This window comes from Streptomyces silvisoli (genome assembly GCF_029269905.1).
GTDB lineage: Bacteria > Actinomycetota > Actinomycetes > Streptomycetales > Streptomycetaceae > Streptantibioticus_A > Streptantibioticus_A silvisoli_A.
In genome coordinates this window covers 196,269-215,263 of the sequence record NZ_JARJBC010000001.1, presented here as the reverse complement: position 1 = coordinate 215,263, position 18,995 = coordinate 196,269, and the positions used below count along the sequence as shown (strand labels likewise).

Below are 18,995 nucleotides of genomic sequence, written 5' to 3'. Positions count from 1 at the left end.
TCGGTATCGAAGGGATTTCTCTGACACCAGCGACACCACGAGGGGGGCCAGGAGGCCGGAGCCATGACACGCCACGAGACGGAGTGGAGCACCCACGTGTACGTCGTCGAAGAGGGCGACACCACCAGGGCCAGGGCGACCCTGGACACCACGACCGCCCAGTTCACCGGCGACGGTGAGGCCCGCAAGAACCCACGGGACCCGCAGGTACACGAGATCGGCGACGAACTGGCGGCGGGGCGGGCACTCGCCGACCTGTCCCGCAAGCTGCTGCGCGAGGCGGCGCAGGAGATAGACGAGAACGAGGACATGGAGCCCCGGGAGACCGAACCCGCCCCGGCCAGGCTGTGGCAGTGATCCGGCTCCCGGGCGCCCGCTACATGTTGATCATGTGACCGGCCAGCCCGTGCACCGCCTCCTTCACGGCCTCGCCCAGGGTCGGGTGGGCGTGCACATTGCGGGCCACCTCGTGGACGGTCAGATCCCACTGCTGGGCCAGGGTCAACTCGGGGAGCAGCTCGGTGACTTCGGGGCCGATCAGATGGGCGCCGAGCAGTTCGCCGTGGCGTGCGTCGCTGAGGATCTTGACGAATCCGGCGGGGTCGCCCAGGCCGTGGGCCTTGCCGTTCGCGGTGAAGGGGAACTTCTGCACCTGGACGTCGAAGCCGCGCTCCCGGGCCTGCGCCTCGGTCCAGCCGAAGCTGGCGATCTGCGGCTGGCAGTAGGTGGCGCGCGGAATCATCACGTAGTCGAGTTCCATCGTCTCCGCGTCCGCGATGGTCTCCGCGGCGACGATGCCCATCGCCTCGGCGGCGTGCGCCAGCATCAGGTTGGCGGTGACATCGCCGATGGCGAAGATGTGCGGCACGCTGGTGCGGCAGCGGCCGTCCACGTCGATGGCGCCGCGCTCGGTCAGCCGCACACCGGTGTTCTCCAGGCCGTAGCCGGTGACCCGCGGCTGGAACCCGATCGCCTGCAGCACCTTGTCGGTCTCCAGCACCTGGCGCTGGCCGCCGGTGGAGACGTGCACCAGCACCCGCTCCCCCGAGTCGTCGATCGACTCGACCCGGGTCGAGGTGAGCACGTTGATGCCCAACTTGCGGTAGCGGCGGGCGAGTTCGGCCGAGACCTCCTCGTCCTCCAGCGGCACGACCCGGTCCAGGAACTCCACCAGTGTCACCTGCACCCCGTAGTTGTGCAGTACGTAGGCGAACTCCACGCCGATGGCACCAGCGCCCGCGATGACGATGCTGCGCGGCAGTTCGGCGCTGAGGATCTGCTCCTCGTACGTCACCACGCGCTCGCTCAGCGAGGTGCCGGGCAGCAGCTTGGTGGTCGCGCCTGAGGCGATGATGCAGTGGTCGAAACCGACGGTGTGGGCGGCGCCGTCCGCGGTTCTGACGCTCAGTGTGTTGGCGTCGGTGAACGTACCGGTGCCGGTGTACTCGGTGATGTCGTTCTTCTTCATCAGGTAGTGGACGCCCTTGACCCGTCCGTCCGCCACCCGTCGGCTACGGGCGTACGCCTCGCCGTAGTCGAAGCTGACCTTGCCGTCCACCCGGATGCCGAAGGTCTTGGCCTCCTGGGTGAAGAGGTGGGCCAACTCGGCATTGCGCAGCAGCGCCTTCGAGGGGATGCACCCCACGTTGAGGCAGACCCCGCCCCAGTAGCGCTCCTCCACCACTGCCACGGTGAGCCCGAGCTGGGCGCAGCGAACCGCCGCGGTGTATCCGCCGGGACCGGCACCCAGTACGACGACGTCGAAGTGTCCACTCATGCACGCCACGATAGGCCGGGCGCCGCCCGCGCAGACACCGCCACACGACGTTGTGCGGACGATCACGCGCCGTCGGGCGTCGGTCTGTTGGCGTAGTCCAGCGCGACGCACGGCCGCCGGGTGGTGATGCTGAACGGGTATCGAGTACACAGCACGTGTTGGGAGGATCACGTGACGCGTCACCGTGTCGCCGTCGCCTGCCGTTGGACCAGCCGCTCACTGCTCGCCAGCAGCTTCCTCGTGGGCGGGATCAGCGCGCTGCGCAACCCCGGGCACCTACCGCAGGCCGTGGAGCGTCTGGGGGTGCCACGTGGGCGGATGGCCACCAACGCGACCGCGTCGGCGATGCTCGCGGGGGCGGTGGCGTTGGCCACCGGAGCGGCCCCGGTGGCGGCCACCGTCGTCCTCGGTATCTGCCTGACCGGTGCCACGGCGGCCGTCCACCCGTTCTGGACCGAGGACGACGAGGGCCGCCGCGCCGCCCACCGCAACGCGTTCTTGACCAACGTCAGCCTGCTGGGCGCGCTCGGCGTCACCGCCGTGGACGCCCTCCAGCACCGCAGACGCCCGGGGTCCAGCTCCCGGAGTTCTCCCTAGCCGTACTCAGAGCCTGCGCCCCTCGCTCGGCGGCGGGCCTTCCGGGGGCCACCCCCGGAAGGAGGGAAAGGCTCCTAGCCGCACTCCAGAGCGGAGCGGCCTCGCTCGGCGGCAGCCATCTGGGACACGATCGAGGTCGTGTGGCTGCCCTCCCGGAAGCTGCTGTCCGCCAGCACCTTGCGCAGGAACTCGGAGGTGGTGCACACCCCTGGGCCGTCGACCACCATCTCGCCGAGCGCCCGGTCCATCCGCACCAGCGCCCGTTCCCGGTCCGGGGCCCAGACGACGACCTTCGCCAGCAGCGAGTCGTAGTCGGCGGGCACCCGCCAGCCGGTGAAGGCATGCGAGTCCACCCTGGTGAACGGACCACCGGGCGGGCGGTAGTCGGTCAACGTACCGGCGGTGGGCGCGAAGTCGCGCTCCGGATCCTCGGTGTTGACCCGGCACTCGATGGCGGCGCCGTTGCGGCTCACGTCCTGCTGGGTGAGCGAGAGCGGAAGCCCCGCGGCCACCTTGATCTGCTCCTGCACCAGATCGATGCCGGTGACCTGCTCGGTGACCGGATGCTCCACCTGTATACGGCAGTTGATCTCCATGAAGGTGAAGCGGCCGTCGTCGTCCACCAGGAACTCGAAGGTCCCGGCGCCGGTGTAGCCGAGTGCGCGTACACCCTGCACCGCCATCTCGTTCATCCGCTCGGTGAGTTCGGCGGGCAGGTTGGGTGCCGGGGTCTCCTCCAGCAGCTTCTGGTGGCGCCGTTGCACCGAGCAGTCGCGCTCGCCCAGATGGATCGCGTTGCTCCGGCCGTCGGCGATGACCTGCACCTCGACATGGCGTGCGGTCGCTATGTACCGCTCCAGATAGACCCGTCCGTCGCCGAACAGCGCCACCGCGTCAGCATGCGTCTTGCGGTACGCGGGGACCAGGTCGTCGGGGTCATGGACGACGGTCATGCCACGGCCGCCGCCCCCGGCCACCGCCTTGATGATCAGCGGGAACCCGATGTCCTCCGCGACCCGTTGGGCGGTGGCCTCGTCCAGCACCGCGCCGTCGCTGCCGGGCAGGGTCGGCAGCCCGGCGCGCGCCATCATGCGGCGCGCCTCCGCCTTGTCCCCCAACTGCCGCATAAGCCCGGCCGGCGGCCCGATGAAGGTCACCCCGTACGCCGTGCAGATCTCCGCGAAGTCCGGGTCCTCGGAGAGGAACCCGTACCCGGGGTGGATCGCGTCGGCGCCCACCCGCAGGGCGGCGGACATCACCGCCGCCGGGTTGAGGTAGCTTCGGCGCGCCGGGGCCGGGCCGATCTGTACGGCGTCGTCGGCCAGCCGCAGCGCCTCGGACTCGCGGTCCGCGGTGGAGTGCACCACCACGCTGCGGATGCCCAACTCCCGGCAGGCACGCACCACCCGCACGGCTATCTCACCACGGTTGGCGATCAATACGGTCCTGAACATGGTGCTCCCTCCGCAGGCGGCGGGCCGCCTTGTCGTGCCGTGTGCTTGGTAGCCGCGTCCGTCACGTCGGTGCGGCGGGCGTCACTCGGACTCGTCGACCGGTTCCAGCGCGATCAGGGGCTGGCCGTACTCCACCGGATGGCCGTCGTCGACCAGCACGGCGACCACCCGGCCGGAGCGTTCGGCCTGGACGGGGTTCATCAGCTTCATGGCCTCCACGATGCCGATGTCCTGCCCCTGTTCCACCAGGTCACCGACGCTGACGAAGGGCGGTGCACCGGGTTCCGGGGCGTGGTAGAAGTTGCCGACCATCGGCGCGGTGACGTGGTGGTGCTGATCGCCACCGGTTTCGCCGGACGCGGCCGGTTCCTCCGCCGCGGCCGTTGGGCGGGCGGGCGCCGCGAGGGCCTCGCTGGGCGCGGGGCGGTCCTGCGGCCACTCCAGCTCCACCAGCGCCTCGCCGTACTGGATACGGACCCGCCTCAAGGGGGCTTGCACCATCGTGGCCAGCCGGGACGCGGTCTCCGCCAGCCGCTCGACCGAATGGGCGGGGCCGTTCCTGGCCAGCCCCTCCGGGCCGTAGCCAGCCTTGCCCAACCCGTCGTGGCCGCTGTGGCGTGCTTCGAGCCGTGGCACGGAATCTGTCATGACCATCCTTCCTCAGAGATCATCCGGCTGGGGCTCCGATGCCCCGGAACCGCTGCCTGCGGTCCCGGATGAGTTGTTCGCCGCCCTTGCCCGACAGTTCGTCCAGGCAGTGTGAGACGGCCCGCCGCAGTAGGTCGGCGGCCTGTGCGTGGTCGGTGTGGGCGCCGCCTTCCGGCTCCGGTACCACTCCGTCCACGAGCTGGTGTTCCATCAGTGACCGGGCGTCGAGGCGCAGCGCCTCCGCGGCGGCCGGGGCGGCTCCGCGGTCGTGCCACAGGATCGCCGCGCAGCCTTCCGGGCTGATCACCGAGTAGAGGGCGTTCTCGCAGATCAGCACCCGGTCGGCGACCGAGAGGGCGAGCGCTCCGCCGCTGCCGCCCTCGCCGGTGACCACCGCGACCAGCGGCACCGGCAGCGAGGCCATCAGCCGCAGGTTCTCGGCGATCGCCACCGCCTGGCCGTTCTCCTCGGCCTCGATGCCGGGATGGGCGCCCGGGGTGTCGATCAGCGCCAGCACCGGAAGCCCGAGTTTGGCGGCGAGCCGCATCACCCGGGCGGCCTTGCGGTAGCCGTCCGGTGTGGCCATGCCGAAGGAGTGGTCGGCCAACTCCTTCGTGCTGTGGCCCTTCTGGTTGCCGACGATGGCGACGGGTCGGCCGTCGAGGGTGCCGAGGCCGCAGACGATCGCCCGGGAGTCGCCGCTCAGCCGGTCGCCGTGCAGTTCGAAGAAGCCGTCGCCGTCCAGGATGTGGCTGAGGTAGTCCCGGGTGGTGGGCCGATCGATGTTCCGGGCCATCTGAACGACGTCCCATGCCTCGCGCCGGGTCAGTCGCGCGGGATCGGTGACGATCAGCGGCTCGCCGTCCACCGCCGGGAACTCGCCGCCACGACCACTGTACGAACGCAGCAGGGTGGCCAGCACCTCGCGCTGCCGTGAGCGGGGCACCACGGCGTCGACAAGGCCGTGGGCGAGCAGGAACTCCGCGGTCTGAAAGCCGTCCGGCAGCTTCTGGCGGATGGTCTGCTCGATCACCCGTGGGCCGGCGAAGCCGAGCCTGGCGCCCGGTTCGGCGATCACGATGTCGGTGAGCGTGGCGAAGGAGGCCGCGACACCGCCGTAGGTGGGGTCGGTGATCAGGCTGACGGTCAGGATCCCGGCCTCGTCCAGGGCGGCGAGTGCCTGCGCGGTCTTGGCCATCTGGAGCAGGGAGTACACGCCCTCCTGCATCCGCGCCCCGCCGGAGGCGGTGACCAGAACCAGCGGAATCCGGTGTTCCAGTGCGTGTTCGGCCGCCGCGGTGATCGCCTCGCCCTCGGCGCTGCCCATGCTGCCGCCCATGAACCGGAAGTCCATCGCCGCCACCACTACCGGGCAGCCGTCGATCCGGCCCTGCCCGACGAGTACGGCCGAGGGGATGCCGATCTGTTCCCTGGCCTGTTCCAGGCGCTGCGCGTAGGGCTTTGAGTCGGTGAAGCCCAGCGGGTCGTCCGTGGTACGCCCCGGCCGTACGCAGCGAGCGTCTTCCCGGCCCAGCAGCCACTCCAGGCGCTCGGCGGCGGTCAGCGGCGCGTGCCAGCCGCAGTCCGGGCAGGTGTTGGCCGAACGGGCGAAGCGGCGGCCGTACAGGATGGTTCGGCACTGGCCGCAGCTCGTCCAGTCAACTCCCGTGGGGGCCGGGGGTTGTTGGGTGGTGGTGGCTTTCGGTTCGGTAGGGAGCATCGCGATCTCCGGGGTTGCGGCCCGCGGTCGATCCGCGGGCCGGCGGACGCGATCGGCGACCTGGGATGTCGCCGATCGGCTTGGCGAGCGAGCGTGCGCCGTGCCACTCCCGGTACGGGGGGCTCGGCCCACCACGACCGCTGTCCTGGATATCGTTGTCATCGATCATGATGCGTCGGGCCCCGGTGTGCGGCAACCGGAGTACCCCGGGCGTGTCCCACCGGAGCACGTCGCACGGTTGTGCGCATGCGGCACCCGGCAACCTGACGTAGTGTGACGGGAGATACCGCGCCTGAAACGGTGCCAGGGGCGGCGTTTTCCCTGGCCCGGCCAGGGCCGCACCGTGTCGACACATCCGTCCGCCCCCTTCCTGACACGCCCTTCGGGTGTCCATCGCGGACGCCGCGAAGCACCCCCGCGACCAGGCGCACCAGCACACCAGTCCGCGCCGCCAGCCCGGAGGCATCCCATGAGCAGCCAGCCGACGGACCCGCCCGCAGCACGCTTCTGGAACGTGGAGGACGTGCCGGGCCTCGACTTCGACCCGTTCATGGAGCAGGCGCTGGCGCAGGACACGCTGGACCGGGTCCGGCTGCCGCACGGCGAGGGCGAGGCCTGGCTGGCGGCGAAGTACGAGGACGTCAAGTTCGCCACCTGCGATCCCCGGCTGAGCAGGCAGGCCCTGGTCGGACGGGACGTCACCCGGTTGGCCCCGCACTTCATCCCACTGGACGACGCGGTGGGATTCGCCGATCCACCGCAGCACACCAGGCTGCGCAAGACGGTGTCGAAGGTGTTCACCACCCGGCGCATCGCCCAACTGCGTCCGCGCGCCGAGGAGATCGCGAACCGACTGCTGGACGGGATGGAGCGCTCCGGGCCGCCCGCCGATCTGATGGAGCACCTGAACACGCCCTTCTCGCTCGCCGGAATGAGCGAGCTGATGGGCGTGCCCGAGGAGGACTGGCCGAAGATGGCCGACTGGACCCGCGAGGTGATCTCCGCGGGCATCGGGCGGGACATCAGTGAGCGGGCCAAGAAGGAGATCGGCGAGTACTTCGACGCCCTGGCCACCGAGCGGCGTGAGTCCCCCAGGGACGACCTGCTCAGCCATATGGCGAAGGCCGAGCGCGAGGGCGAGCTGAGCCGCGGGGAACTGGTCGCCTTCGCCGTGCTGATGCAGATCAGCGGGATGAACTCGGTGCGGTTCAACAGCGCCAACATGGTCTACCTGCTGCTCACCCATCCGGAGCAGCACGCCCGGCTGCGCAGTGAGCCGGAGTTGCTGCCGCAGGCCATCGAGGAACTGCTGCGCTTCATCCCGCACCGCAACGCGGTGGGCATGGCCCGGGTGGCGACCGAGGACATCCAACACGGCAGGGTGACGATCCGCCGCGGTGAGCCGGTGTACGCCTCGTACCTGGCGGCCAACCGGGACCCGGATCGGTTCACCGACCCGCACACGCTCGACTTCGACCGCGACTTCAATCCGCACCTGGCTTTCGGCAACGGCCCGCACTACTGCGTGGGGGCGTCGCTGGCCCGGATGGAGTCCGAGGTGATGCTCCGCGCGCTGCTGGACCGCTTCCCCGGTCTGCGGCTCGCGGTCCCCCCGGAAGAGCTCCGGTGGCGGCGCGGTGAGCTGATCCGCGGCCCACAGGAGCTTCCGGTGACCTGGTGAGGTTTCCGTCCCGCGACCCGCTGAAGTGAGGTGAGGACACGATGAGCACGCTCACAATGAACGCGTTGGAGGGGTTGGTGGTGCCGCCGGGCGAGGGCCGGACGCTGGTGACGACCGCGCAGGAGGTCACCTTCAAGGTCACCGGTGAACGCAGCATGGCTGGCTCGCTGTTCGAGGTCGTCATTCCCCCGGGGTTCGACGTGGGTGCCCATGTGCACGCCAAAAGCGAGGAGTTGTTCTACGTGGTCGAGGGCGAGCTTGACCTGCTGGCCTTCGAGCCCAAGGTGCGCACCCGGGACAGCTGGCGTACCTGGGAGTCCGCATCCGGCATGCGGCCGGTGCGGGCCACCCCGGGGACGGTGGCCCATGTGCCGCCGGGGTGCCCGCACGCGTTCGCCAATCCGACGGACAAGGAGGCCCGGATGCTGTTCCAGGCCTCGCCGCCGCCCGCGCACGAACGCTACTTCGAGGAACTGCTGGAGATCCTGGCGTGCGACGGTCCACCGGACATGGCGGCCATCGCCGAACTGCGCGCCACCTACGACATCCACCAGCTGACGCCGCTGCGGACCCGGCACGGTTGAGCATCGGAGAGGGTGGGGCAGGAAGTGCGACCCGCGGCGCAACCGTTCAGGCGCCCGGGCCGTCTTACTCCTCCTGCCCGTCATCGACCCTCAACGGAGCACCATGCACGTCCTGTTGTCCGGCACCGTCGGTTCCACCGCGTACGGCCTTGCCCACGAGGGCTCCGACATCGACCAGCTCGGTGTCTTCGCGGCGCCCACCGAGGCGTTCCACGGTCTGCGCCGCCCGGTGGAGTCCCATGTCACCACCGAGCCCGACCGGACGTTGCACGAGGCCGCGAAGTACTGCCGCCTCGCTCTGAGTGGCAATCCGACGGTGACCGAGTTGGTCTGGCTGCCGGACGAACTGTACGAGGTGCGGACCTCGCTCGGAGACGAACTCGTCGGTCTGCGCACGGCGTTCCTGTCGGCGAAGGCGGTGCGCGACTCCTATCTCGGTTACGCCGCCCAGCAGTTCAGAAAGCTGCGGGCCCGGAAGGACGCGGACAACCGCCGGCGCTCGGAGAAGCACGCCCGCCACCTCGTGCGGCTGCTGGAACAGGGCACGCAGCTGCACCGCACGGGAGCGCTGACCATCAGGCTCGCCGATCCCGGCCGGGTCCGCGCCCTGGGTGAGCGCATCGCCGCCGAACCGGAGCACGCCGTGCCGCTGCTGTCCCGCGCCGAGGACCACTTCGCCCGCCCCGGCGCGCTGCCCGCCGCCCCGGACGAGCCCGCCGCCGAAGCGTGGCTGCACAAGGTCCGCGCCGCGCTCTACCCACGGCGTTAGGCGCCGGTCAGGCCGTCCAACGCCGGGCCGATGCCGCGCAGCACGCCGGGCCAGCCGTGGCCCATTCCGTTGAACGCCTGCTTGCCCATCGGGGAGTTGAGGTCGAACCCGGCGTGTTCGAGGAAGAGGCGGGTGCCGTCGCCCTCGGGTTGCAGCCGCCAGGTGATCGTGGTGTCCAGCGAGCCCTCGGCGAAGCTGTAGCGGAGCAGCCGCTCGGGCTCGACCGCGATCACCTCGCACGGCTGCACCCCCCAGTTCCCCATGTCCAGGGTGAAGCGGTGGCCCACGACGGGCTTGACGTCGCCCGCCGCCCACCAGCGGGCGTGCCATTGCGGATCGGTCAGTGCCCGCCACACGACCGCGGGCGGATGGGCCAGGAACTGGTCGCAGTGGATGACAGCGGGGTCCGTCATGGGTTCTCCTCGTCGAGTAGGTCGCGCAGCGAGCGCATGCGTTCGCGCCAGTAGTGCTCAAAGGGGTGCAGCCAGTCGTGCACCTCCGCGAGGGGCTCGGCCACGAGGTGGTAGTACCGCTGGCGGCCCCTCGGTTCCTCCCGTACGAGGTGGGCATGGCGCAGCACCTGGAGGTGCTCGGACACCGCGGGTCGGCTCAGCGCGAACTGGCCGGCCAGGTCGTTGACCGCGCGCGGTCCCTCGCGCAGTGATTCGAGCAGCTTGCGGCGCACCGGATTGGACAGTGCGCTGAAGACGTCTGTTGGCACGGCCGCAACCATACGTCGGAGAATCCCGACGCATCAAAGATTTCCGACGCGTCGGACCGCCGGGGCCAGGCGTCTAGGGTGTGTGCATGGAAATCTGGATCAACCCCGCCTGCTCCAAGTGCCGCTCCGCGGTGAAGCTGCTGGACGAGGAGGGGGCCGACTACACCGTGCGCCGCTATCTGGAGGAGCCGCCGACCGCCCAGGAGCTGCGGGAGGTACTGGGCAGGCTGGGCCTGGAGCCCTGGGACATCACCCGCGCCCAGGAGCCGGACGCCAAGGAGCTGGGCCTGAAGGACTGGCCCCGCCAGCCCGCCGATCGGGACCGCTGGATCGAGGCGCTGGCCGCCCATCCCCGGCTGATCCAGCGCCCCATCATCACGGCGGACGACGGCACCGCGTCGGTGGCGCGCAGCGACGAGGCGGTGCGCGACGCGCTGGCGCGCCGCGGGTAGGTCAGCCCGTGCGGTGCGGCCCCGCGGCGGCGGCCCAGCCGAAGTCGTCGCCGTTGCGGCGGGCCGGGGCCAGCCAGGACAGATAGGGGTCGGCCAGTGCCGAGGGACGTGGTGCCTCGCGCAGCACCCCGGGATGGAACTCCACCCGGTCGAAGGACCGCCTGGTGCGCCGCAGGCTGATCTCCCGCTCGGCCGCGCCGTCGGCGAAGTCGAAGACCGCCCGGGGCGTACGGCGGCGGGCCGCGGCACGCAGGTCGGCGATGGTGTGCGCCCGGGACAGACGGCGCCCGGTGGGATCCAGCGGAAGGGGCCGCGGTCGCAGCAGCGGACGCAGCGCGGACCAGGTCGGCAGTCGGCGGCTGGGCAACGCGCACCTCCGGTGAGTTCATCGCAGGTGGGAATTGTGACCACTGCGGCGCGACCAGTGGCTGAGCGCCAACCACCAGGAAACTCGTCACCCCGCGGAGGAACCCGAAAGGCCCGAATTCCTATCCTCTCTTCGGAAGGTTTCATTCAAGAGAGAGCGATGACCGTGGGACTCACGTCCAGCTTGTTCCTCACAGTGCTGGTGATCACCGCCGTGGCGGTGGTCGCGCTGGCGCTGTGGCTGTGGCCGCGCGCCGCGAAGAAGGGCCCGCTGCAGTGGCTCGGCCGCCTCGGGCTGATCGCGGCGACGCAGATCGTGATACTGGGCGTGATCTTGGTCGGTGTGAACAAGAGCATGGGCTTCTACTCGTCCTGGACCGACCTGTTCGGCGCGTCCACCGGCAAGCAGGTGCTCACCGCCGGGACCGCCAGCGCCCGCCCGGTCGCCCTCACCGTCAAGGGCACGGTCAACGCGGGTCTGCCGGGCGGCAAGGCGCAGGCCGGTGAGGTGCAGAAGGTCACCTTCCACGGCCCGTCCTCCGGGGTGACCTCCGACGGCTTCGTCTACCTGCCGCCGCAGTACTTCCAGAAGGCCCACCAGAACGACCGCTTCCCGGTGGTTGTCGCCCTCAGCTCACAGCCCAGCGGTGCGCTGCCGCGCACCGTCGCCGCCGACATAGTCGGCAGCAAGATCAAGCCGACCATCTACGTGATGGTGCGGCCCACCGCGCTGCCCGGCCGCGGCGTGGACTGCACCAACGTGCCCAGCGGCCCGCAGGGGCTGGCCTTCTTCAACCAGGACCTGCCGCTGGCGGTCGCCGACCAGTACCGCACCAGCGGCTCCCCCGGCTCCTGGGGCACCCTCGGCGACGCCACCGGCGGCTACTGCGCGCTGAAGCTCCCGCTGACCAACCCCACCCGCTACGGCGCGGGCGCCAGCCTGTCCGCCGACTACACCCCGCAGACCGGCAAGTCCGGCAACCTGTACGCGGGCAACACCGAGGTCAGGAACGAGAACGACCTGATGTGGCGGCTGGGGCACATGCCCGCCCCGCCGGTCTCCCTGCTGGTGCCGGGCGACGGGACCAGCACCCAGTTCCAGCAGAGCGCCAAGGCGCCGACTCACGTCGACGCCCAGAACGGCAGCGGTTACGCGGCCGCGATTCGCTGGCTGGACCAGAAGCTGTCGCTCACTGGCGAGCAGCAGGGCTGAGGTTGTTCCATTCCGGGGGCACCCCGGACCCCCTGCTGAACCGGGGGCACCCCGGTTCAGCAGGGTCTCCGTCAGGCACCCAGGTCGGTGTGCGCGCGTTTTCCCGCCCATGGGTCTCCCCTGGACGACATTCGCGATGCTGCTCCGGTCAACAGTGCGCGCAGGACGCCGAAGCAGGGCGTGGGCTGCCCGGTGAAGTGGATCCCATGATGCTCGCGGGACGTGCACGCGCTCTCGTCGGCAACCGGAATCCCCATTTCCGGTGGGCGGCAGCGGAGGAACGCGGGCCACGCCCGCCCTCGGCGGGGCGCAGCCCGCGGGTCCCGGGCAACTGTGCGCCACCGTTCGACGGAAGTGGCGAGAAGTCTCCAGCGGTGGTGAGCATTTCACATTCAGTGCGCGGCGCGAGGCCGCCGATCCCGCCTCAAATGACATGCGGCGGCGCACTCGGCGCGGAGTAGAACGCGCTTTCGCCAAAGGGCCAGTTGGCGGTCATCATGAGCCATCGGCCACCCGAAATCCAGTGAACCCACAGACACTTCACGGGAAAATCAGATGAGCATCACTCGCACTGTGCCGTGAGGAAGTGAGGCACTGTGCGCCTGGGAGCGAGAACGGGCACGGCCGCCGCGATGGTCAGCGGCGCCGCGCCCGACACTCGTAGCCGTACCGGACCGGCCGACGAAGCGGTGGCCTGTTCACGACTCCGCCGGTCCGGGAGCCCGGGAAACCCTGGCACTCCGGTTATGCGCCCGCGGCCGACTCGTAGGCCTCGCGGATATCGGCCGGTACCCGGCCGCGCTCGTTGACGTTGTAGCCGTTCTCCTTGGCCCATGCACGAATCTTGGCGGTGTCCTGGCTGCCGCCCACCATCGTGCGCGCCTTCCCGCGTCCGGAAGCGCCTCGCCCACCGGTCCTGCGACCCGACTGCACAAACTCGGCAAGGGAGTTGCGGAGTTTCTCGGCGTTGGCCGCCGTGAGGTCGATCTCGTAGGACTTCCCGTCCAGCGCGAACGTCACCGTCTCGTCCGCCTCGCCGCCGTCGAGGTCGTCGACGAGAAGGACCTGAACCTTTTGTGCCACGAGTTTTCTCCAGCTCGGTACGACTGATGGATGACGGATGCTACAGGAGACACGATCAGCTGCTCCCAGGCTTCTGCAAACCTCCCGACATCATTCATAGGATGCCCGTAACTCCGGGGCGCTACGCATGAATTCACCAGCGCGGTTGGGCTCCGTCGCCGGACCGCTCGCCGGGCGCCGGGAATTCCTGTAGGCGGTGGCTGGCCCCCAGCACGCCCAGAAAGCGCTCGGCGGCCGAGGGGTCTCCGACGATCGGCTCCTTGTGGAATCCGGTGTCACCGGCCAGCGCCCAACCCGGGGCCGCACGACGGGCGGTAGAAGTCCCGCATGTTCGCCGCCACCAGGATCCAGCTCCCCCGTCGCCCCGCGCGCAGCCTTTCCGCGATCTGCGCCCCCCGTCGTCCGCGCCGCCACCAGCCGGGCTCGCTTCTCTCCAACGCGGCGACGCATTCGCACGCGGGCTGCGGCGCCTGGGGGTCGGATCCGGCGATCTCGTACTCCTGGCCTTGTCGAACCGCCATGATTTCGTGGTCGGTTAATTCGCCACCGCCCGCCTTAGGGCCGCCGCGGAGGCGTGGATCCGAGGCTCAAACCACGTGAACTCCTGGATCCGCGCACCGAATTCGCGCCCGCCGTGGTGGTCACCACCACCGCGCTGACCGAACTGTTCGAACCAGAGTGGGTCATCGCCGTGCAGCGCTTCCTCAGCGAGGAAGACGCGGTGCGCGCCGCCAACGCGGTGGTGCTGGGCCTGGCCTCAGCGATGTGGACCGCCGACCACGCGCGTGCCGTGCGGCTCCCCCACCGCCTGGCCCCAGGCCGCGTCCGGGTCAACACTCACTTCACGTTCCCCTCCGATATGCCGCACGGTGGTTTCAAGCACTCCGGCTACGGCAAGGTGCTGTCAAGCTACGGATTGGAGGGGTACACCCGGATAAACGCGTCATGCGCCAGGCCGGGACGGCGGGGTGAGACTGCGGCGGCCACGCCCCCTTACGGAGCAATGTGCGGCTGCCGTCGGTACGCACGATGAGATCGTGCACGGCCTCACACCGATCCCGTGCACAGCTCCACGACCCCGAGGAACGTCCATGAATGCCGCTTCCCCCAACGGATCCAACGGGACGGTCGGACCCAACTCCGACCTGAAGGATGTCTTCGAACTCGCCCAGCAACTGCGGGTCGACTCGGTGCGCGCCAGCACCTCCGCCGGTTCCGGGCATCCGACTTCCAGCATGTCGGCCGCCGACCTGATGGCGGTGCTGCTCGCCCGCCACCTGCACTACGACTGGCAACGGCCGGACGACCCCGGCAACGACCATCTGATCTTCTCCAAGGGGCATGCCTCGCCGCTGCTGTACGCGATGTTCACGGCGGCGGGCGTGGTCAGCGAGGAGGAGCTGCTGACCCGCTACCGCAGGGCGGGATCGCGCCTTGAGGGGCATCCGACCCCGGTCCTGCCCTGGGTCGACGTCGCCACCGGCTCGCTCGGCCAGGGGCTGCCCTACGGTGTCGGCGTGGCCCTGTCGGGCCGCAAGCTGGAGCACGCGCCGTTCAGGGTGTGGGCGCTGTGCGGAGACAGCGAGATGACCGAGGGGTCGATCTGGGAGGCGCTGGACAAGGCGGGCCGCTACGGCCTCGACAACCTCACCGCCATCGTGGACATCAACCGGCTCGGCCAGCGCGGCCCCACCGAACTCGGCTGGGACCTGGAGGCGTACGCCAACCGGGTGGAGGCATTCGGCTGCACCGCGCTGACCGTCGAGGGTCACGATGTGGCGGCGATCGACAAGGCGTTCGAGTACGCGACCCACACGGAGCGCCCCACCGTCATCCTGGCCAGGACCATCAAGGGCCAGGGTTTCAGCGAGGTGGCGGACGCCGAGGGGTGGCACGGCAAGCCGCTGCCCCCGGAGATGGCCGAGCGTGCGATCGCCGAACTCGGCGGCGTACGCCATCTGAAGGTGCGCGGTCCCGGGCCGCGGCCGTACCAGCCGCCGCCGCGCCCGACGCCCCAGGAGGTGCGGCTGCCGGAGTTCGAGCCGGGCGACAAGGTGGCCACCAGGTCCGCGTACGGCAAGGCGCTGACCGCGCTGGGCGCGCGTCCGGATGTGGTCGCGCTGGACGCGGAGGTCGGCAACTCCACGCACTCCGAGGACTTCGCCGCTGTCTATCCGGGCCGCTACTTCCAGTCCTACATCGCCGAGCAGCAGATGGTAGCCACCGCGGTCGGTCTCTCGGTGCGCGGTTGGCGGCCGTACGCGGCCACGTTCGCCGCGTTCCTGACCCGCGCGCATGACTTCATCCGGATGGCGGCGGTCTCCCGGGCCCGGCTGGCACTGTGCGGTTCGCACTGCGGGGTGGAGATCGGCGCCGACGGCCCCTCGCAGATGGGCCTTGAGGACCTGGGGATGATGCGGGCCGTGCACGGCTCGACGGTGCTCTACCCCAGCGACGCCACCGCCGCCACCGCCCTGACAGCCGCCATGGCCGACCTGGAGGGGATCTCGTACCTGCGCAGCACCCGCGGTGCCTACCCGGTGCTGTACCCGGCGACCGAGCGGTTCCCCGTGGGCGGGTCCAAGACACTGCGGTCCACCGCCGAGGACCAGATCACGCTGGTCGGCGCGGGGGTGACCCTGCACGAGTGCCTGGCCGCCGCGGACACGCTCGCGTCGGACGGCGTCCACGCCCGGGTGATCGACTTGTACTCGGTCAAGCCCATCGACGCCGACACACTGGTCAGTGCCGCCGAGGAGACCGGAGCCCTGGTGATCGCCGAGGACCACCGTCCGGAAGGCGGCCTCGGAGAGGCCGTACTGAGTGCGCTCGCCGAGCGCTCCGCGGTACCCCGCTTCGCGCACCTGGCGGTACGCGACCTGCCCGCCTCGGGTACGTCAGCGGAGTTGCTCGACGCCGCCGGCATCTCCCGCAGCCACATCACCGCCGCCGCCAGGAGGCTGCTCAGCCGCTGAGCCGTGCCCGGCGGATTTCGCACCGCACGTCCGCTGTCGCGTCGCCTCGGCGCGGAGACTGGAGGGGCCATGACGAACGGTACGGAATCCGCCGCCGGTTCACTGCCGCCCGACGCCCTGGTGGTGGTCATCGGGGCCGGGGTGATCGGGGCGAGCGTCGCCTTCCACCTGGCCGAGGCGGGGGTGCGCGAGGTGCTGGTGCTCGACCGCGACCGGCCCGCCGGCGGCTCATCGGGCAAGCCGATCGGGGGAGTTCGGGCGCAGTTCTCCGATCCGCTCAACATCCGACTGGGCCAGCGCAGTCTCGCGGCGTTCCGTGACTTCCCCCAACGCCCGGGGGTGGACGTGGGGTTGGACGGACCCACGCTGTACTTCCACAACGACGGTGCCGGGGGCCTGCTGTTGGGCATGTCGGACCCTCGGCAACCACCGGGCTTCGACCGGTCCTTCACTCTCGGCTGGCTGCCGCTGTTCCGCGCGGCGGCGGCGCTGCGGGCGCCGTCGACGTCGCGCCCGCAGGATGACTCCACCGAGGAGGCGTACCGTGACCGACCCGCACCCGACGCTGCCCGACACCGACTCCCTGCGCGTGCTGGCCGCACAGCGGTTGAACCGCTGCGGCGCGCAGCCGCCCATCGGAGGCGACAGCGGTGATCTGGTCTGCCGTACCCCGATCACCGGCGGCAGGATGTTCTTCCTGCCGTGTGCCGGTGCCGAGCAGGTCGAGGCGGCGGTCAGCGCCGCGCACGCCACGTTCACCGGCTGGCGCACCACTCCGGCGCCGCAGCGCGGGCGGCTGGTCAAACGGCTCGGTGAGCTACTGACCGAGTACAGGGAGGACCTGGCCGATCTGGTCACCCTGGAGGCGGGGAAGATCCGCTCCGAAGCGCTGGGCGAGGTACAGGAGATGATCGACATCTGCGACCTCGCGGTCGGCCTGTCGCGTCAGCTCTACGGACGCACCATGCCGTCGGAGCGGCCGGGTCACCGGCTCGCCGAGTACTGGCATCCGCTGGGGGTGGTCGCGGTGGTGTCCGCGTTCAACTTCCCGGTGGCGGTGTGGGCGTGGAACACCGCGGTGGCCCTGGTGTGCGGCGACACCGTGGTGTGGAAGCCGTCCGAGCTGACCCCACTGACCGCGGTGGCCTGCGACGCGCTGCTGGCCCGCGCGGCGGCGGATACCGGTGCGCCGTCCGGTGTGCACCAGCTCGTCCTGGGCGACCGGGCCACGGGGGAACAACTGGTGGACGACGCGAGGGTGGCGTTGGTCAGCGCTACGGGCTCGGTGCGCATGGGGCGTGAGGTCGCGCCGCGGGTCGCCGCGCGGTTCGGGCGGTGCCTACTCGAACTCGGCGGCAACAACGGGGCGGTGGTGGCGCCCTCGGCCGATCTCGACCTGGCCGTGCGCGGCATCGTGTTCTCCGCCGCGGGGACGGCGGGCCAGCGGTGCACCACATTGCGTCGGCTCATCGTGCACGAGGACATCGCCGACCGGCTGGTGGACCGGATCGTGCGCGCCTATCACCGGCTGCCGGTCGGCGACCCGTTCGCCGCCGCGACCCTGGTGGGCCCGCTGATCAACGCACGCGCCCACGAGGCGATGGCCAAAGCGCTCGACCGCGCCCAGGCCGACGGCGGAAAGCTGCTGACCGGCGGCGAACCGCTGCTGCGGGACCAGGCTCCACAGGCCCGATATGTCGCACCGGCCGTGGTCCGGATGCCCGCGCAGACCGCGATCGTACGGACGGAGACGTTCGCGCCGATCCTGTACGTGCTCACCTACCGCACCTTCGAGGAGGCCATCGCCTTGCACAACGACGTTCCGCAGGGCCTGTCCTCCAGCATCTTCACCAGCGACCAGCGGGAGGCTGAGCGCTTCCTGGCCGCCGACGGCTCCGACTGCGGTATCGCCAACGTCAACATCGGCACCTCCGGCGCCGAGATCGGCGGGGCGTTCGGCGGGGAGAAGGCCACCGGTGGCGGCCGGGAATCCGGGTCCGACGCCTGGCGAGTGTATATGCGGCGGGCCACGCACACCGTCAACTACTCGGCCGAACTGCCTTTGGCGCAGGGTGTCGACTTCCTCTGACGGCCTGCGGCGGCGTCAATTGAGGCGGCACATTTCAGAGTTGCATTCCGCTGGCCCGCACAATGGCCTCGACCTCGCGCCGGTCCCGGTCGCGTTCGGCTGGCGCCAGCAGCCCGCTCGACGGCTCCTCGAAGCCGCCGTCAGGGCCGGCACCAGCCGAATCGGCCACGTCGACGACCATGCGCATGCCGTGTGACCCCAGCAGGTCCATCAAGGTTTCCAATTCCCGGCCCAACTCGTTGGTGAACAACTTCCGATCGCCCGGACCGAAGGGAATGTCGACACTCCGTGAATGATGCACCAAAGCTTGATTCACGCCATGCAGGATGCGTAGCAGCAGCGCGAACGACTCTTTGTCCAAACGAAGCCCGAGTTCGGCGAGATGGCGCGCGAACCGCTCGGTGCGCGCCAAGAAGTCCTGATCGCTCATGGCATCATCGTCCCGGATCACACCGGGCAGATGTGCCCGATTCCCTAAATTAGGATCAATCGGCGGCCTCCTGGGCTGTGCGCGGGCGCGCCTGACGGACGACAACGTTGTTCATCTGTGCGCGCCACACGGCCCCCGGACCCCGCTCGCTCCCTCCAGGTTGGCGTGGTACCGTCCCCCGTCTCGTGAGCGGCCAAGGAGGGGCGGCATGCGCCGGTATCGCTATTCCGGGCGGAATCCAGCGGACGCCCATACCCCGCAGGATTTCGCCGAGTTGACCGTTTCCATGCCGCGCCCGACCGGCTGCGGGTTGCCCGCTGACCATGCCAGCGGCAACTGCCAGACAAACCAGCCGAAGGCTCTTGCGTTCGGCTAGATAACAAATCACTACGTTGCCGTCTCGTAAGAATCAAGTTCTTGACGGGACCCAATTTCC

At 70.2% G+C, this 18,995-nt stretch carries 21 protein-coding genes and 1 pseudogene; 12 read left to right on the top strand and 10 right to left on the bottom strand.

Annotation, left to right across the window (positions count from 1 at the left end; translation table 11 throughout):
- Nucleotides 1–63: 63 nt before the first annotated feature.
- Nucleotides 64–357: a dsRBD fold-containing protein gene (locus tag P3G67_RS00995; protein ID WP_269856871.1), complete on the top strand. Its 294-nt coding sequence runs from the start codon at nt 64–66 to the stop codon at nt 355–357.
- Nucleotides 358–376: 19 nt separating this feature from the next.
- Here P3G67_RS00995 and lpdA read toward each other — a convergent pair whose 3' ends face one another.
- A complete protein-coding gene (gene lpdA, locus P3G67_RS00990) occupies nt 377–1,777 on the bottom strand; it encodes a dihydrolipoyl dehydrogenase (RefSeq protein ID WP_276091711.1) in 1,401 nt (466 codons plus the stop codon).
- Nucleotides 1,778–1,948: 171 nt separating this feature from the next.
- Here lpdA and P3G67_RS00985 point away from each other — a divergent pair, with 171 nt between their 5' ends.
- Nucleotides 1,949–2,374, top strand: coding sequence for a hypothetical protein (locus P3G67_RS00985; RefSeq protein ID WP_276091710.1), 426 nt, complete (start codon nt 1,949–1,951; stop codon nt 2,372–2,374).
- Between the two features lie 74 nt (nt 2,375–2,448).
- Here P3G67_RS00985 and P3G67_RS00980 read toward each other — a convergent pair whose 3' ends face one another.
- The 3 genes from P3G67_RS00980 to accD form a co-directional block, all read right to left on the bottom strand.
- On the bottom strand, nt 2,449–3,828 hold the full coding sequence (locus tag P3G67_RS00980) for an acetyl-CoA carboxylase biotin carboxylase subunit (protein ID WP_269856874.1): 1,380 nt from the start codon (nt 3,826–3,828) through the stop codon (nt 2,449–2,451).
- An 81-nt stretch (nt 3,829–3,909) separates the two neighbouring features.
- The gene (gene accB / locus P3G67_RS00975) at nt 3,910–4,476 is read right to left on the bottom strand and encodes an acetyl-CoA carboxylase biotin carboxyl carrier protein (protein ID WP_276091709.1); all 567 of its coding nucleotides are present in this window, start codon (nt 4,474–4,476) and stop codon (nt 3,910–3,912) included.
- A 19-nt stretch (nt 4,477–4,495) separates the two neighbouring features.
- Nucleotides 4,496–6,196 (bottom strand): acetyl-CoA carboxylase, carboxyltransferase subunit beta, encoded by a 1,701-nt coding sequence (accD, locus tag P3G67_RS00970; RefSeq protein ID WP_276091708.1) that lies wholly within the window; start codon nt 6,194–6,196, stop codon nt 4,496–4,498.
- A 469-nt stretch (nt 6,197–6,665) separates the two neighbouring features.
- Between accD and P3G67_RS00965 the strand changes: the two genes are divergently transcribed.
- From P3G67_RS00965 to P3G67_RS00955, 3 genes are all read left to right on the top strand, one after another.
- The gene (locus P3G67_RS00965) at nt 6,666–7,877 is read left to right on the top strand and encodes a cytochrome P450 (RefSeq protein ID WP_276091707.1); all 1,212 of its coding nucleotides are present in this window, start codon (nt 6,666–6,668) and stop codon (nt 7,875–7,877) included.
- Nucleotides 7,878–7,933: 56 nt separating this feature from the next.
- Nucleotides 7,934–8,461 carry a cupin domain-containing protein gene (locus tag P3G67_RS00960; RefSeq protein ID WP_391858173.1) on the top strand — a complete coding sequence of 176 codons (528 nt, stop codon included), beginning with the start codon at nt 7,934–7,936 and terminating at the stop codon, nt 8,459–8,461.
- A gap of 103 nt (nt 8,462–8,564) precedes the next feature.
- The gene (locus P3G67_RS00955) at nt 8,565–9,230 is read left to right on the top strand and encodes a DNA polymerase beta superfamily protein (RefSeq protein WP_276091705.1); all 666 of its coding nucleotides are present in this window, start codon (nt 8,565–8,567) and stop codon (nt 9,228–9,230) included.
- Here P3G67_RS00955 and P3G67_RS00950 read toward each other — a convergent pair.
- Entirely contained in the window at nt 9,227–9,643 is a 417-nt protein-coding gene (locus tag P3G67_RS00950; RefSeq protein ID WP_276091704.1) for an SRPBCC family protein, read from the bottom strand. The genes P3G67_RS00955 and P3G67_RS00950 overlap by 4 nt on opposite strands.
- Nucleotides 9,640–9,951, bottom strand: coding sequence for an ArsR/SmtB family transcription factor (locus tag P3G67_RS00945; RefSeq protein ID WP_269856881.1), 312 nt, complete (start codon nt 9,949–9,951; stop codon nt 9,640–9,642). Before P3G67_RS00945 ends, P3G67_RS00950 begins: the two co-directional genes overlap by 4 nt.
- 86 nt (nt 9,952–10,037) lie before the next feature.
- Between P3G67_RS00945 and P3G67_RS00940 the strand changes: the two genes are divergently transcribed.
- Nucleotides 10,038–10,403, top strand: coding sequence for an arsenate reductase family protein (locus P3G67_RS00940; RefSeq protein WP_276091703.1), 366 nt, complete (start codon nt 10,038–10,040; stop codon nt 10,401–10,403).
- Nucleotide 10,404: 1 nt separating this feature from the next.
- Here P3G67_RS00940 and P3G67_RS00935 read toward each other — a convergent pair whose 3' ends face one another.
- Nucleotides 10,405–10,770 (bottom strand): alpha-hydroxy-acid oxidizing protein, encoded by a 366-nt coding sequence (locus P3G67_RS00935; protein ID WP_276091702.1) that lies wholly within the window; start codon nt 10,768–10,770, stop codon nt 10,405–10,407.
- Between the two features lie 159 nt (nt 10,771–10,929).
- Here P3G67_RS00935 and P3G67_RS00930 point away from each other — a divergent pair, with 159 nt between their 5' ends.
- The gene (locus P3G67_RS00930) at nt 10,930–11,982 is read left to right on the top strand and encodes an alpha/beta hydrolase (RefSeq protein ID WP_276091701.1); all 1,053 of its coding nucleotides are present in this window, start codon (nt 10,930–10,932) and stop codon (nt 11,980–11,982) included.
- 744 nt (nt 11,983–12,726) lie between these two features.
- On the opposite strand, the gene P3G67_RS00925 is transcribed toward P3G67_RS00930, so the two are convergent.
- Entirely contained in the window at nt 12,727–13,065 is a 339-nt protein-coding gene (locus P3G67_RS00925; protein WP_276091700.1) for a histone-like nucleoid-structuring protein Lsr2, read from the bottom strand.
- A 275-nt stretch (nt 13,066–13,340) separates the two neighbouring features.
- On the bottom strand, nt 13,341–13,586 hold the full coding sequence (locus tag P3G67_RS00920) for a hypothetical protein (protein WP_276091699.1): 246 nt from the start codon (nt 13,584–13,586) through the stop codon (nt 13,341–13,343).
- Between the two features lie 53 nt (nt 13,587–13,639).
- Between P3G67_RS00920 and P3G67_RS00915 the strand changes: the two genes are divergently transcribed.
- The 4 genes and pseudogenes from P3G67_RS00915 (at nt 13,640) to amaB (ending at nt 18,129) form a co-directional block, all read left to right on the top strand.
- Nucleotides 13,640–14,098, top strand: coding sequence for an aldehyde dehydrogenase family protein (locus P3G67_RS00915; RefSeq protein ID WP_276091698.1), 459 nt, complete (start codon nt 13,640–13,642; stop codon nt 14,096–14,098).
- Nucleotides 14,099–14,156: 58 nt separating this feature from the next.
- Nucleotides 14,157–16,040 carry a transketolase gene (locus tag P3G67_RS00910; RefSeq protein ID WP_276091697.1) on the top strand — a complete coding sequence of 628 codons (1,884 nt, stop codon included), beginning with the start codon at nt 14,157–14,159 and terminating at the stop codon, nt 16,038–16,040.
- A 69-nt stretch (nt 16,041–16,109) separates the two neighbouring features.
- A pseudogene (locus P3G67_RS35935) lies at nt 16,110–16,415 on the top strand (NAD(P)/FAD-dependent oxidoreductase); the annotation flags it as partial.
- 169 nt (nt 16,416–16,584) lie between these two features.
- Complete coding sequence (gene amaB / locus P3G67_RS00900) at nt 16,585–18,129, top strand: L-piperidine-6-carboxylate dehydrogenase (RefSeq protein WP_276091695.1); 1,545 nt, start codon at nt 16,585–16,587, stop codon at nt 18,127–18,129.
- A 34-nt stretch (nt 18,130–18,163) separates the two neighbouring features.
- Here amaB and P3G67_RS00895 read toward each other — a convergent pair whose 3' ends face one another.
- On the bottom strand, nt 18,164–18,559 hold the full coding sequence (locus P3G67_RS00895) for a hypothetical protein (RefSeq protein ID WP_276091694.1): 396 nt from the start codon (nt 18,557–18,559) through the stop codon (nt 18,164–18,166).
- 208 nt (nt 18,560–18,767) lie between these two features.
- On the opposite strand from P3G67_RS00895, the gene P3G67_RS00890 reads away from it, so the two are divergent.
- A complete protein-coding gene (locus tag P3G67_RS00890) occupies nt 18,768–18,935 on the top strand; it encodes a hypothetical protein (protein WP_276091693.1) in 168 nt (55 codons plus the stop codon).
- Nucleotides 18,936–18,995 lie beyond the last annotated feature (60 nt).

Excerpts from the sequence above, each read along its gene's own strand:
- P3G67_RS00995 (WP_269856871.1), top strand. The coding sequence starts at position 64 with ATGACACGCCACGAGACGGAGTGGAGCACCCACGTGTACGTCGTCGAA.
- lpdA (WP_276091711.1), bottom strand. The coding sequence starts at position 1,777 with ATGAGTGGACACTTCGACGTCGTCGTACTGGGTGCCGGTCCCGGCGGA.
- P3G67_RS00980 (WP_269856874.1), bottom strand. The coding sequence starts at position 3,828 with ATGTTCAGGACCGTATTGATCGCCAACCGTGGTGAGATAGCCGTGCGG.
- accB (WP_276091709.1), bottom strand. The coding sequence starts at position 4,476 with ATGACAGATTCCGTGCCACGGCTCGAAGCACGCCACAGCGGCCACGAC.
- accD (WP_276091708.1), bottom strand. The coding sequence starts at position 6,196 with ATGCTCCCTACCGAACCGAAAGCCACCACCACCCAACAACCCCCGGCC.
- P3G67_RS00965 (WP_276091707.1), top strand. The coding sequence starts at position 6,666 with ATGAGCAGCCAGCCGACGGACCCGCCCGCAGCACGCTTCTGGAACGTG.
- P3G67_RS00960 (WP_391858173.1), top strand. The coding sequence starts at position 7,934 with ATGAACGCGTTGGAGGGGTTGGTGGTGCCGCCGGGCGAGGGCCGGACG.
- P3G67_RS00955 (WP_276091705.1), top strand. The coding sequence starts at position 8,565 with ATGCACGTCCTGTTGTCCGGCACCGTCGGTTCCACCGCGTACGGCCTT.
- P3G67_RS00950 (WP_276091704.1), bottom strand. The coding sequence starts at position 9,643 with ATGACGGACCCCGCTGTCATCCACTGCGACCAGTTCCTGGCCCATCCG.
- P3G67_RS00940 (WP_276091703.1), top strand. The coding sequence starts at position 10,038 with ATGGAAATCTGGATCAACCCCGCCTGCTCCAAGTGCCGCTCCGCGGTG.
- P3G67_RS00930 (WP_276091701.1), top strand. The coding sequence starts at position 10,930 with ATGACCGTGGGACTCACGTCCAGCTTGTTCCTCACAGTGCTGGTGATC.
- P3G67_RS00920 (WP_276091699.1), bottom strand. The coding sequence starts at position 13,586 with ATGGCGGTTCGACAAGGCCAGGAGTACGAGATCGCCGGATCCGACCCC.
- P3G67_RS00910 (WP_276091697.1), top strand. The coding sequence starts at position 14,157 with ATGAATGCCGCTTCCCCCAACGGATCCAACGGGACGGTCGGACCCAAC.
- P3G67_RS00895 (WP_276091694.1), bottom strand. The coding sequence starts at position 18,559 with ATGAGCGATCAGGACTTCTTGGCGCGCACCGAGCGGTTCGCGCGCCAT.
- P3G67_RS00890 (WP_276091693.1), top strand. The coding sequence starts at position 18,768 with ATGCGCCGGTATCGCTATTCCGGGCGGAATCCAGCGGACGCCCATACC.